The sequence below is a fragment of the Streptomyces sp. NPDC057307 genome (genome assembly GCF_042667665.1).
GTDB lineage: Bacteria > Actinomycetota > Actinomycetes > Streptomycetales > Streptomycetaceae > Streptomyces.
Genome location: NZ_JBHUZM010000093.1, coordinates 17,471 through 30,276, shown reverse-complemented (window position 1 = coordinate 30,276; position 12,806 = coordinate 17,471). Strand labels below are relative to the sequence as shown.

Below are 12,806 nucleotides of genomic sequence, written 5' to 3'. Positions count from 1 at the left end.
CGCCGAGGCGGCTAACGGACGACGACACGGGACCGGGGCCGTGCCGGAAAGCTCCCTTCGACGGCCGGAAGCGGCCGGTCGTGGGGGCGCGGTGCGGGGGCTGTCCGGGGTGGAGGTCCGCGCGTGCCTGACGGCCTGCCAATTGTCAGTGGCGGGCGCTTTACTGGACTCATGAGCACCGCACAGCACCTCGCCACCGTCGATCTGCTGTGCGCCCGGTCCTTCCCCGCCGAGCGCGCCGGGTCCGAGACGGGCACGAGCGGGCCGGGTTACCACCTGGCGGAGCTGGTGGTCGTCGAGAGCTTCCTGGAGGCCGACGGGTCGCGCCGGGCGGAGGAGGCGGAGCAGTACGAGGCGGAGTGCGACGCCCTCGTATCGGTGCTGGCGGCGCGGTGGGGGGAGCCGCAGCCGGTCAGCCTCTGGAGCACCCGGGTGCGCGCCACGGAGGGCGAGGAGATACCGGAGCCGTGGCGCGCCCTGTCGGACGGCATCGGCAGTGCGCACCTGTGGCGGACCGGGGGCCGGTGGGTGGTGCTGGGCGTGTACTGGCAGGGAGACGAGCACCCGTTGCGACTGCTGTTGGCGGTGACGGAGATCGACCCGCCGTAGGCCGGCTCCGACAATGTCGGCGGACCGTCGGCGCCTGCGACACCGCGCGTTCAGCCTCGGCAGCCGTTGTGCGGGGCTCGTAGACGATGACTTGGGCCCCGTCGATTCGTATGGTGAGTTCCTTGGTGAAGTCTTCCGCCAGCACCCTCTCCTTCATCCGCTCCGTCCCGTTGCTCTCGACACGAATTCCTTCGGGTTCCGTGACGACGAGAATGCGTGCGCTGCCGCGCATGCGCGCGCGAATCTGAGGGGAAGGCAACTCGGTGCCGTACAGGTCGTGCGAGGCTGCCGGAGTGAGTGCCTGGGAAAGGTCGAACATCTCTCTGTTCACCGAGGGGTAGGCCAGCGACCACGCGCGCCTCTTCTCGGACAGGTAGAGAATTCCGTCGCCGGGAGCGTATTCCCTGGACAGGATTCTGGCCAGAGCCGTGACATTGTCCGACCGGCTTTCCGGTGCCCGCAGCGCAAGGGACTCGGGTATGAGCAGTGCGATCGCCGACGCCACGACGATCACCGCGGTCACGCGCGGATTGCGCCCCAGTTCAGGCACGCGGTCCAGCGCGGCCCCCAGAAGGAGCGCGAGGCCGACGAGACCGTAGAGCACGTACCTCTCCACATAGAAAGGTTTGTGGAGAGAGATGAGCATGAGAAGTGCGGTGGGCAGTAGGAACAGCGGCAGGGCGATCGCCCGTAGGCTGAAAGGCACTTCAGGAGAGACTTCGCGGGCGCTCCCCGGCGCAACGAAGTGGGCCAGCACCGCCGCGAAGGAAGCCAGTATCGCGAAGCGCAGATATTCACCACCGGTGACACCGTCGATCCAGGCGACTTGACCGGATTGCGCCATACCCAGAGCCGCGAGGGGTGCGAATCCCGCCACCACCAGAAGCGCGGTGTACGCCCAGGGGCGCCGCGCATGACGCGGCAGGGCGAAGGCGTGTACCACCAGGGCAAGAGCGGCGAACTGATGCAGAACGCACGCCCCCAGCATGAGAACGCCATACACGATCCAGGGCGCCGTGGAACTTCCGCGCCTCGTGGTCGCCGGGGTTCGACAGCCGAGTGCCGCACTCACCAGAGAATAGGTCGCCCAGACCACAAGCGCGCAGACCAGTGAGTACGAGCGCCCCTCCTGTGAATACTTTTGAACATCCGGAAGTACGGCGAAGGAAAGACCCGCCAGCATTCCCACTCGCGTCCCCGCCAACCGGACCCCGAGCGCCGTGACTCCCGCCGCTGCCAGCGCACCGGCGACAACGGAGGGAAGACGCAGCACCAGGAGGTCGGTCCCGAACAGACCGAACAGCCCATGCATGAGAAGGTAATACGCTCCATGCACGGCATCCACGTTGCCCAGCGTCTGCCACAGGTCCGGCAGGCTACGGGAAGCGAAGTCGAGAGTCACAGCCTCGTCATGCCACAGGGCTTCCTCTCTGCGAATTCCCCATACGCCGAGAAGGGCGGACAGCGAAACGGGCAGCAGAAAGGGAGCGAGAAATCTCCCACGCGAGAGCAAGGGAACCCTCGGAGGAGCATGCAAGGAAGCCCTCGGAGAGGCATTCTCCGTATCGTCGACAAGGTCGAACTCGGTACAGGACATCGGCGACAGGGCCTTTCAGCGGCGGCGAAGGACTCCGCCAGCGTGCCCGGACCTCGTTGACCGGCTGCTGACCCAACCTGACCGGCCGATCAGGAAAGCGGGCAGGCGCTGTGCGAGGCTGCACCACATGCGCATCCTCGTGGTCGAAGACGAGATCGACCTTGCCCACACACTGCACACCGGCCTGACCGCCGAGGGCTACAGCGTCGATCTCGCCCATGACGGCCGACAGGGACTGTGGATGGCCCGGACCGGCGAATACGCCCTTGTCGTACTGGACTTGATGCTGCCCGGCCTCAACGGCTACAAGGTCTGCGCCCAATTGCGCCGGGAGAACAACGCGACACCCATCCTGGTGCTCACCGCCAAGGACGGGGACTGGGATCAGGCGGAGGCCCTGGACACGGGGGCCGACGACTACCTGGCCAAACCCTTCTCGTACATGGTGCTCGTGGCACGGCTGCGGGCCCTGGTCAGACGAGCCGCGACGGTCGCACCGCCCGTTCTCGCCGTGGGCGACCTCTCGTTGGACGTCGCCGGCCGGGTCTGCCGCCGGGCCGGGGCCCGAGTGGAACTCACCCCACGGGAGTTCGCCGTGCTGGAGTTGCTGGCCCGCCGGGCTGGCCAGGCGGTCCCCAAAGCGGATCTGCTCTATCACGCGTGGCCCGACGAAGCGCTGGATCCCAACCTGGTGGAGGCGCGCGTCAGCGCACTGCGCAAGAAGGTGGACTCCGCGTTCGGCCGACGGTCCCTGCAGACCGTGCGGGGTACGGGCTACCGACTGGTGGACGACCGTGAACGCGACTGACCGGCGGCCGCGTTGGTGGCCGCGTTCGGTACGGGCCCGCACGGCCCTGGCCGCCGCCTCGGCCACCGCCGTCATCCTGGTCGGCATCGGCTGGTGGCTGCACCACGACGTCCACCACCGGAGCAAGCAGATCGCCGAGGACCAGGCCAAGCAGCAACTCTGGTCCCTCGCCGATCAGGTGGCGCAGGGCGTCATTCCCAACTCCGGGGGCGTCGTACCCTACGAGGTCGTCGCGACCGGCCGGCGCACCGCTGTCGCTTCCGGCGGCGCCCTGAGCGACGCCTATCCCGGCACCCACCATGTGATGCCCACCCCGCCGACACCCGGAGAGCCCGGGGAACTGCTGCCCACCACCGTCCGCCTGCCCGTGAACCCCGACTACGACTCCAAGGACATATTCGACATCGCCGGCGGGACCCAGCAGGTCTTCACCTCCGACATCCATGATCTCGACAGCGACAAAGCCGCCGCTCTGGGCGTCACCGCCGACGCCACGGTGCGGGTCTATGTGGTGGTACTCCCGCACACGACCGCGGAGATCACCAGGACCACCGACCGCCTGCTGCTCCGGGCCGGGCTCGTCAGCCTCGTACTGATCGCCGCCGTCGCCTACTTCGCCGTCCGGAACGCGCTGCGGCCGGTCGAAGCCATCCGCGTCCTCACCGCCTCGGTCACCGCGAGCGACCCCCGCGAACGCGTCACCGTCCCCGCCACGGGACACGAGCTGACCGCCCTGGCCACCACCATCAACGCCACCCTCCAACGCCTCGACGACGCAGCCGCCCGGCAACGCCGCTTCGTCGCGGACGCCGCCCACGAACTGCGCAGCCCCCTCACCACACTGCTCGCCAGCCTGGAAATCGCGCTCGCCTACCCGGAACGCACCAACTGGCCCGCCGCGGCCACCACCGCCGCACGGCAGACCCGCCGCCTCCAAGCCCTCGCCGAGGACCTGCTGCTCCTCGCCCGCCTCGACACCCGTGCCCCCACAGCCGACTCCGAGACCGTCGACCTGACAGCCCTCGCCTCCCGGCTGACCGAGCAATACCCCCTCAACGAACGGCCGTTGACCCTCACCTGCGACAGCACCGCCCCCGCACACACACGCGGAAACCCCGACGAACTCGAACGGCTGCTGCGCAACCTCATCGACAACGCCGCCCGCCACGCCACGCACCGTATCCAGATCACCGTCCGGAACCAGGGCGCCTGGGTCGTCCTCACGGTGCACGACGACGGACCGGGCGTGCCCACCAAGGACGCCGAGCGCATATTCGAACGCTTTGTCAGGCTCGACGACGCCCGCTCCCGCGACCACGGCGGCACCGGCCTGGGCCTTGCCATAGCCCGCGACCTGGCGCACCGCCACCAAGGCACCCTCGCCCTCGCCCCCCGGACCCTCGGAGCGTGCTTCCGGCTACGCCTCCCGCAAGCCCCACCCCAGCAGGCCCTTGAGTCAGGGGCACCCACGGCAGGCACTAAGGAAGGCACTTAAAGCTGGGTCCGGTCCGGCATCTCCGCCGCCGTACGCAGCCTGCCGAACTCCTCCGCCATCGTCTGCGCCGTCCAATGCGCGTTCAGACCGCTCGGGTTGGGCAGCGCCCAGATCCGGGTCGGGCCGATCGTCCTCGACTGCGGACCGATCGCCGCCTTCCGGTCGTCGAAGGCCGTGCGGTACGCGGTGATGCCCACCACCGCCAGCCAGCGGGGCCGTAGCCGCTCCACCCGCGCCACCAGCAGCCGGCCGCCCTCGCGGAACTCCTCGGCGCCCAGCTCGTCCGCCCGCGCCGTCGCCCGTGCCACGACATTGGTGATGCCGAGGCCGTAGTCGAGCAACTCGTCCTGCTCCGACGGCGCCAACTGCCGCGGGGTGAAGCCCGAGAGCCGCAGCACCGGCCAGAAGCGGTTGCCCGGCCGCGCGAAGTGGTGGCCCGTCGCCGCCGACATCAGACCCGGGTTGATCCCGCAGAACAGCACGCCCAGGCCCGCCGCGGCCACATCGGGAATGACGCGGTCGCGGGCGGCGGCCAACTCCTCCGGCTTCACCTCGCCGGCCTCAGAGGATCGACCCGGGCGTGTATCCGGCGGCCTCGGGGTGCCGCTTCACGATCTCCTCGATCCGGGCGACCACCGCCGCGACCTGATCGCCCGCCGCACCGGTGAACGACAGCTTGTCGGCCATCAACGCGTCCAACTGCCCCCGGTCCAGCGGCATCCGCTCGTCCGCCGCGAGCTTGTCCAGCAACTCGTTGCGCTCCGCGCCCCGCTCACGCATCGCGAGCGCGGAGGCGACGGCGTGCTCCTTGATGACCTCGTGCGCGGCCTCCCGGCCGACCCCCGCGCGTACGGCGGCCATCAGCACCTTCGTCGTCGCCAGGAACGGCAGGTAGCGGTCCAGCTCGCGGGCGACGACAGCCGGGAACGCGCCGAACTCGTCGAGCACCGTCAGGAACGTCTCCAGCAGCCCGTCGAACGCGAAGAACGCGTCCGGCAGCGCCACCCGGCGCACCACGGAGCACGACACGTCGCCCTCGTTCCACTGGTCGCCCGCCAGCTCTCCCGTCATCGACGCGTAGCCGCGCAGGATCACCATCAGTCCGTTGACGCGCTCGCAGGAGCGGGTGTTCATCTTGTGCGGCATCGCGGAGGAGCCGACCTGGCCGGGCTTGAAGCCCTCGGTGACCAGTTCGTGCCCGGCCATCAGCCGGATCGTCTTCGCCACCGACGAGGGACCGGCGGCCAGTTGCACCAGCGCGGTCACCACGTCGTAGTCCAGCGACCGCGGATACACCTGACCGACCGAGACGAACGCGTGGCCGAAGCCCAGATGCCCCGCGATCCGGCCCTCCAGGTCCGCCAGCTTCGCCGCGTCGCCGCCGAGCAGGTCGAGCATGTCCTGCGCCGTGCCGACCGGGCCCTTGATACCGCGCAGCGGATAGCGGGCGAGCAGGTCCTCCAGACGGCCGTACGCGACGAGCAACTCGTCCGCGGCTGTCGCGAAGCGCTTGCCGAGGGTGGTCGCCTGCGCGGCGACGTTGTGCGAGCGGCCGGCCATGACCAGCTCCGCGTACTCCCCGGAGAGCTTCCCCAGGCGCGCCAGCACCGCCACCGTACGGTCGCGCATCAGCTCCAGCGAGAGCCGGACCTGCAACTGCTCGACGTTCTCCGTCAGATCCCGCGAGGTCATGCCCTTGTGGACCTGCTCATGACCGGCGAGCGCGTTGAACTCCTCGATCCGCGCCTTCACGTCGTGGCGGGTGACCTTCTCGCGCTCGGCGATCGACGCGAGGTCGACCTGGTCGAGCACCCGCTCGTAGTCGGCGAGCGCGGACTCGGGCACCTCGATACCGAGATCCCGCTGGGCCCGCAGCACGGCGAGCCAGAGCTGCCGCTCCAGCCTCACCTTCTGCTCGGGAGACCAGAGCACGGCCAGCTCCGCCGAGGCATAGCGGCCGGCGAGGACATTGGGGATACGGGGCTTCACAGACGCAGCAGTCACATGGCCGGATTCTACTTGGCGATTCCCGCAGGTCCGCGCCGCGCCCTCGTTCGTACGTCGCTACGAGACACGCGCCCGCACGCGGCCCTACTTCTGCTCGTGCCGCACACCCGCGTCACCCGGCAGCGGCTCGTACGGCAACAGCTCCGGCCGCTTCGGCGCCCTGCCGTCCCCCGACGACCGGCCCGTCAGCCGCCGGCCGATCCAGGGGCCCAGATACTGGCGCGCGAACCGCGCGTCCCCCGTGCGCCGCATCAGCCAGCCCACGGGCAGATCCGGTGCCAGCTCCGCGCGCCAGTCGTCCGCCGGTTCCCCGCCCAGCGCCTGCCACACGGCCTCGGCGACCCTGCGGTGGCCGTCGGCGGTCAGATGCAGCCGGTCCACGTCCCACATGCGCTGCTCGCCGAGGACACTCGCCCCGTACAGATCGACCACCAGCGCGCCGTGCCGCGCGCCCAGCTCGTCGATGAAGTCGAACAGCTTCTCCCAGCGGGGGCGGAACCGTTCCATCACCGGCCCCCGGCGGGCCGGGCTGCGCATCAGCACCAGCCGCCCGCAGGTGGGCGCCAGTCGCTCCACCGCCTCCTCCAGCTGCCCGAGGACCAGGCCCGCGTCGTACTTGGGCCGCAGGGTGTCGTTCAGCCCGCCGACCAGGGTCACGACGTCCGCCCGCATCGCGGCGGCGGAGTCCACCTGCTCGTCGAGGATCTGACCGATGAGCTTGCCGCGTACGGCGAGATTCGCGTACCGGAAACCGGGCGTACGGTCGGCGAGACGGGCGGCGAGCAGATCGGCCCACCCCCGGTACGACCCGTCCGGCTGGAGGTCGGACATCCCCTCGGTGAACGAGTCCCCGAGCGCGACCAGACTGGTGTACGTGGCGTTCTTCTCCATGGCGTCAGCGATCGTATCGCGCGCCGGTGCCGCCTCCCGGACCGGCCTCAGGCCCCCTGCGCATGCCTCCCGACCAGCTCCCGCAGGACGTCCTCCATCGTGACCAGGCCCTCCAGCTTGCCGTCCTCGTCCAGCACGGCGGCCAGATGCGTACGGCTGCGGCGCATCGCCGTCAGGACGTCGTCCATCGGGGTGTCCGTCCGCACCTGGGCGATCGCCCGCATCCCGGCCACCTCGAACGCCTCGTCGCGCGGCATCGCGTCCAGGGCGTCCTTCACATGCAGATAGCCGAGGATCCGCCGCGACTCGTCCACCACCGGGAAACGGGAGAACCCGGACTCCGCCGCCAGCGCCTCCAGCTCCACGGGCGTGATCCCCACCCGCGCCGTCACGACCCGCTCCAGCGGCATGACCACGTCCCGCACCGGCCTTCGCCCCAGCTCCAGCGCGTCGTGCAGCCGCTCGGCGGCGCGGTCGTCGAGCAGCCCCGCGTCACCGGCGTCCGTGACCATCCGGGCCAGCTCGGCGTCGGTGAACGTCGCCGACACCTCATCCTTGGTCTCCACGCGCAGCAGCTTCAGCAGCACGTTGGCGAACGCGTTGACCGCGAAGATCACCGGTCGCAGCGCACGGGCCAGCCCCACCAGCGCCGGGCCGAGGATCAGCGCCGTACGCACCGGTTCGGCCAGCGCGATGTTCTTGGGCACCATCTCGCCGAGCAGCATGTGCAGATACGTCGCCACGGCGAGCGCGATGACGAACGAGATCGGGTGCACCACCCCGTGGGGCACGCCGACCGCGTCGAAGAGGGGCTCCAGCAGATGCGCGATGGCCGGCTCGGCGACGATGCCCAGCACCAGCGTGCACAGCGTGATGCCGAGCTGGGCGGCGGCGAGCATGGCCGACACGTGCTGCAGGCCCCACAGGACGCTGCGCGCGCGCCGGTCGCCCTCCTCGGCGGCGGGCTCGATCTGGCTGCGGCGCACCGAGATCAGGGCGAACTCCGCCCCGACGAAGAAGGCGTTCACGACCAGGGTCAGCAGGCCGACGAGCAGTTGGATCGCGATCATCGTCCCGTCCCCCCGCCGTTGCCGTTCTCGTCGCCGCTCTCTTCGCCGTCGGGCGTCGGGGGCGGCGCGTGCAGCAGTACGCGGGCCGCGCGCCGCCCCGACGCGTCGACCACGTCGACCCGCCAGCCGCCCAGCTCCACCCGGTCGCCCTCGACGGGAATCCGACCGAGTTCCGTGGCGACGAGCCCGGCCAGCGTCTCGTACGGCCCCTCGGGCGCCCGCAGCCCGATGTCCCACAGCTGGTCGAAGCGCGTGGCGCCGTCGGCCGACCACAGGTCGCGGCCGTCGGCGTCCTCGCCGGCGCGGGCCAGGTCCGACGTCTCGTGCGGGTCGTGCTCGTCGCGTACCTCGCCGACGACCTCCTCCACGATGTCCTCCAGCGTCACCACACCGGCGGTGCCGCCGTACTCGTCGATCACGACCGCCATGGTGCGGTTCCCGGAGAGCCGGTCCAGCAGGCGGTCCACGGTCAGCGACTCCGGTACGAGCAGGGGCTCACGCATCACCTCGGACACCCTCGTACGGACGCGGCGCTCGCCGGGGACCGTGAGCACGTCCTTGATGTGGGCGACGCCCACGACGGTGTCGAGGTTCTCGCGGTAGACGGGGAAGCGGGAGAGCCCGGTGGCACGGGTGGCGTTGGCGACGTCCTCGGCCGTGGCCAGCACGTCGAGCGCGGTGACCTGCACGCGCGGCGTCATCACGTTCTCCGTCGTCAGCTCGGCGAGGTTGAGGGTGCGCACGAACAGTTCGGCGGTGTCCGCCTCCAGCGCGCCCGCCTTGGCGGAGTGCCGGGCGAGGGCCACCAGCTCCTGCGGGCTGCGGGCGGAGGCCAGCTCCTCGGCGGGCTCCAGGCCCAGGCGCCGTACGAGACGGTTCGCCGTGTTGTTGAGATGGCTGATGAACGGCCGGAAGGCCCCGGTGAAGATTCGCTGCGGCGTGGCGACCACCTTGGCGACCGCCAGCGGCGAGGAGATGGCCCAGTTCTTGGGGACGAGTTCGCCGACGACCATCAGGACGACCGTCGACAGGGCCGTACCGATGACCAGCGCCAGCGACGACGCCACGGACGGGGAGAAGCCGATCGCCTCGACCGGACCGCGGATCAGCTTCGCCACGGACGGCTCGGCGAGCATGCCGACGACCAGATTGGTCACCGTGATGCCCAACTGGGCACCCGAGAGCTGGAAGGTGAGGCTGCGTACGGCCTTCATGGCGCTGGCCGCACCACGCTCGCCGCCTTCGACCGCCCGTTCGAGGTCGCTGCGCTCGACCGTCGTCAGTGAGAATTCGGCGGCGACGAAGGCCCCGCAGGCCAGCGCGAGCAGCACCGCCACGAGGAGCAGGAGCACTTCGGTCATCGGGTCACCTCCGTCCCATGGTCGGTCAGGGGGCGGCGGGCGGCGCGATATCCGCGGCTGTCGGTGGGCGCGTCGGTGGCGTCGCCGGGGGCGTCGGTGGTGCGGATGCGGGGAGGCTCGCCCATGGGCGGACGCTCACACCTCTCGGTCGGCGGCGGACGGGGGTCACGCCCGGTGTCCAAGCACGGGCGAGCGGCCCATGCTAGTGCCGAGGACGGGCGGGACGACGGGCACGGCCCGCCGCGGTGGGCGGGCGCACCGGTTTCGGGCGGTGGCCGCCGCCGGTCCCCACCGGTGAACGAGTCGTGCGGCGAACCGCGTTGGCGTATCGCCTTGATCCCCGGAGGGTTCATCCCCACGACCGTGGTCGGCGCGGTGCGGCCGCCGGACGGTCGGTGGACGCCAGGGGCGGAGCGCACGTACGGACTCGTACGCGCCTCCAGCGGGTTTCCGCCGCGCGCCTCAGCCGCCGCGCAGCTCCTCGATCACCGGGCCGAACGCCTCCATGTTCGGATCGAGGACGGTGAGATACGTGAAGCCGTACCGCTCGCGCTGGTCGCGCAGCTGGTCGGCGATCTGCCGCACCGTGCCGGCCGCCACCAGCGGCACCCTCAGCAACTCGTCCTCCGTCATCCCCGGCAGATACGCCATCAGGGGCCGCACCGCCGCCGCGCGGTCCGTCGTCACGGCCACGACCTGGAGCAGCACGTTCAGCTCGGCCGGGGTCGCACGCCCGGCAGCGAAACCCTGGTAGGCGGCGACGCGTTCGTCCAGTTCCTCGGGCGAGAGCGCGGCCGGACCGCTCTCGCGGTGCTTCGCGCCGCTGAAGGCCACGATGTCCGCGCGCTCGGCGGCCAGTCGCAGCACGCGGTCGCCGTTGCCGCCGATCAGCAGGGGCGGCCGGGGCCGCTGCGCCGGTCGGGGCTGATGGTTCTCCTCGCCCAGCAGGTCGTCCAACACGTCGACCGTACGGACGAGATGGTCGACACGTTCGCGGGGCGGCGGGAACGCGAGCCCGGCCCGTTCGTGCTCCTCCTTGACGTAACCGGCACCCAGCCCGACCTCCAGCCGGCCCTCCGTGAGGGCGTCGGTCGTGGCTGTCTCGCGGGCGAGCAGCGTCGGGTTCCAGAAGCCGCAGTTGAGTACGAACGTGCCCAGCCGGGGCCGCTCCGTCGCCTCGGCCGCCGCCACCAGGGCGGGGAAGGGGGCGACCATGCCGAGATGGTCGGGCACCAGGATGACGTCGTACCCCAGCTCCTCGGCCCGCTCGCAGCGCTTCCTCCAGTCGGCGCCCGACGCGGGCGTCACCATGTTCACTCCGAAACGGAACGGCCTGGTCATGGGGTCTCCTCGTCCGTGTGTGACTCCGCGTGGGACTCCGTGCGACTCGGGGCGTGACTGTGCGGCATCGGGCGGTAACAGGGACGTACGCCCCGACGCTAATGGCGGAATGGTTCGTTCCGCCGAGAAACCGGCACACTTGCCGACGCTAGCGTCGGCGCGCTAGCTTGTTGGGGTGGCGAAGACTCAGCTGAACGTACGCGTGGACGAGACCACCGCGGAGGCCGCCCGGCGGCAGGCGGGCCGGCGCGGGATGAGCGTGAACCGCTACATCGAGGAACTCGTCAAGCAGGACGTGGGCGAGGTCGGGAAGACCTTCGTCGAGTCCGCCGCCGATTTCATGAAGCAGTACGAGTCCGTGTTCACGGAGGAGTTCGGCGCGGACGCCACGACCACGACCACTGTCACCACCACCGACCACGGCACGGGGCGCGAGGGCACGCGCTGAAGCCCGATCCCGATCCTCGTCCCGGTCTCGATGCCGATCCGGCCGGGCCCACCGACTGCGTCGTGTGCGGCGGGACCGTCGCCCCCGACGGCCACTGCTGGGACTGCGGCGCTTCGCAGCCCGCCTACCGGTCCCACCTGGAGACCACCCTCGGTACCGTCGCCGCCGGCGTCAGCGACCGCGGCAAGCGGCGCGGCGTCAACGCGGACGCGATGGCGCTCACCGGGACCGGCGACTGGACGATCGGTGTCGTGTGCGACGGCGTGTCCATGTCGCCCCGCGCCGAGCGGGCCGCACAGGTCGCGGCTGCCGTCGCCGCGGTGCGCCTGGATCGGTGACAGCCGCGCGTACTGGCTGCCCGACGAGGGCACGTGCGTCGCGCTGACCGAGGACGACTCCGGTCAACACGACGCCCTGACCGCGTGGTTGGGCGCCGACGCGGGCGAACCGGCGGCGCGGACACGGAGTTGCCGGCCACCGGGGCCGGGCCGGCTGCTGCTCTGCACGGACGGACTGACGCGGTATCTGTCCGACCCCGACGCCCTGCGCGCCGTACTCGCCCGGAACCGGCGCTCAACACCCGTCGGCCACCAGCTCCTTGAGGACGCGCGGACGCTGATCGGGTACGCCATGGACGCGGGCGGGCAGGACAACATCACCGCACTTCTCATCCACACCGACCGGCCACGTCGGGGATACTGATCATCGGGAACTCCCCACTCCCCGAGCCGACCTCCTACCGAGACAGCTGCCCTCCATGGAAAACGCCGATTCCCCCGACCCGCAGTCACGCGCCGACCCGACGTTGCGGATCGATCTCTCCTGGCTGCTGATGGTCGCCGAGCACAAGATGCCCGGCGATCCCCAAGTCACCGACTGGGGCGCGCTGGTGGCCGCCGTCAGCCGGCACGAGGCGGAGATATTCGGCACCCCGGTCTACACCGACCCGTACAGCCGCGCGGCGGCGCTGCTCCAGAGCCTCCTCCATGTGCCCGCGCTGGAGCGGTCCAACGCGATGTACGCCTCGGCCGTCGCGTACGGCTATCTCGTCGCGAGCGGGCTGAAGGTCGTCACCTCGCCCGAGCAGGTCCGGGACCTGGCGAAGCTGGTCAAGGACGGCAGGGCGGACGTACGCCTCATCGCCGAGGAACTGCGCGGCTGGAGCCTCTGACGGCGCCC

The 12,806-nt window shown here is 70.8% G+C and carries 14 protein-coding genes; 7 read left to right on the top strand and 7 right to left on the bottom strand.

Annotated elements, in window-relative coordinates; translation table 11 throughout:
* Positions 1-171: 171 nt before the first annotated feature.
* From ACFUN8_RS26255 to ACFUN8_RS26245, 3 genes are all read left to right on the top strand, one after another.
* Positions 172-609, top strand: a complete 438-nt coding sequence (locus tag ACFUN8_RS26255) for a hypothetical protein (protein WP_383642307.1) — start codon at positions 172-174, stop codon at positions 607-609.
* 1,724 nt (positions 610-2,333) lie between these two features.
* The gene (locus tag ACFUN8_RS26250; RefSeq protein ID WP_383642304.1) at positions 2,334-3,014 is read left to right on the top strand and encodes a response regulator transcription factor; all 681 of its coding nucleotides are present in this window, start codon (positions 2,334-2,336) and stop codon (positions 3,012-3,014) included.
* Positions 3,001-4,509, top strand: coding sequence for a sensor histidine kinase (locus ACFUN8_RS26245; protein ID WP_383642301.1), 1,509 nt, complete (start codon positions 3,001-3,003; stop codon positions 4,507-4,509). Before ACFUN8_RS26250 ends, ACFUN8_RS26245 begins: the two co-directional genes overlap by 14 nt.
* On the opposite strand, the gene mug is transcribed toward ACFUN8_RS26245, so the two are convergent.
* From mug to ACFUN8_RS26210, 7 genes are all read right to left on the bottom strand, one after another.
* Positions 4,506-5,060: a G/U mismatch-specific DNA glycosylase gene (gene mug / locus ACFUN8_RS26240; RefSeq protein WP_383642298.1), complete on the bottom strand. Its 555-nt coding sequence runs from the start codon at positions 5,058-5,060 to the stop codon at positions 4,506-4,508. The genes ACFUN8_RS26245 and mug overlap by 4 nt on opposite strands.
* 10 nt (positions 5,061-5,070) lie before the next feature.
* Positions 5,071-6,513: an adenylosuccinate lyase gene (gene purB, locus ACFUN8_RS26235; protein WP_383642295.1), complete on the bottom strand. Its 1,443-nt coding sequence runs from the start codon at positions 6,511-6,513 to the stop codon at positions 5,071-5,073.
* Positions 6,514-6,600: 87 nt separating this feature from the next.
* On the bottom strand, positions 6,601-7,407 hold the full coding sequence (locus ACFUN8_RS26230) for an SGNH/GDSL hydrolase family protein (protein WP_383642293.1): 807 nt from the start codon (positions 7,405-7,407) through the stop codon (positions 6,601-6,603).
* Between the two features lie 47 nt (positions 7,408-7,454).
* Entirely contained in the window at positions 7,455-8,477 is a 1,023-nt protein-coding gene (locus ACFUN8_RS26225; protein ID WP_383642290.1) for a hemolysin family protein, read from the bottom strand.
* Positions 8,474-9,838: a hemolysin family protein gene (locus tag ACFUN8_RS26220; protein WP_383642287.1), complete on the bottom strand. Its 1,365-nt coding sequence runs from the start codon at positions 9,836-9,838 to the stop codon at positions 8,474-8,476. Before ACFUN8_RS26220 ends, ACFUN8_RS26225 begins: the two co-directional genes overlap by 4 nt.
* Complete coding sequence (locus tag ACFUN8_RS26215; RefSeq protein WP_383642285.1) at positions 9,835-9,963, bottom strand: hypothetical protein; 129 nt, start codon at positions 9,961-9,963, stop codon at positions 9,835-9,837. The genes ACFUN8_RS26220 and ACFUN8_RS26215 overlap by 4 nt, the downstream gene beginning before the upstream one ends.
* Positions 9,964-10,300: 337 nt before the next feature.
* Positions 10,301-11,179: a TIGR03621 family F420-dependent LLM class oxidoreductase gene (locus ACFUN8_RS26210; RefSeq protein WP_383642282.1), complete on the bottom strand. Its 879-nt coding sequence runs from the start codon at positions 11,177-11,179 to the stop codon at positions 10,301-10,303.
* A 175-nt stretch (positions 11,180-11,354) separates the two neighbouring features.
* On the opposite strand from ACFUN8_RS26210, the gene ACFUN8_RS26205 reads away from it, so the two are divergent.
* The 4 genes from ACFUN8_RS26205 (at position 11,355) to ACFUN8_RS26190 (ending at position 12,798) form a co-directional block, all read left to right on the top strand.
* Positions 11,355-11,627: an antitoxin gene (locus ACFUN8_RS26205; RefSeq protein WP_383642279.1), complete on the top strand. Its 273-nt coding sequence runs from the start codon at positions 11,355-11,357 to the stop codon at positions 11,625-11,627.
* A 62-nt stretch (positions 11,628-11,689) separates the two neighbouring features.
* A complete protein-coding gene (locus tag ACFUN8_RS26200; protein ID WP_383642276.1) occupies positions 11,690-11,965 on the top strand; it encodes a hypothetical protein in 276 nt (91 codons plus the stop codon).
* On the top strand, positions 11,874-12,329 hold the full coding sequence (locus ACFUN8_RS26195) for a PP2C family protein-serine/threonine phosphatase (protein WP_383642273.1): 456 nt from the start codon (positions 11,874-11,876) through the stop codon (positions 12,327-12,329). Before ACFUN8_RS26200 ends, ACFUN8_RS26195 begins: the two co-directional genes overlap by 92 nt.
* A 55-nt stretch (positions 12,330-12,384) precedes the next feature.
* Positions 12,385-12,798, top strand: coding sequence for a fic family toxin-antitoxin system, toxin component (locus ACFUN8_RS26190; RefSeq protein WP_383642270.1), 414 nt, complete (start codon positions 12,385-12,387; stop codon positions 12,796-12,798).
* Positions 12,799-12,806: the final 8 nt, after the last annotated feature.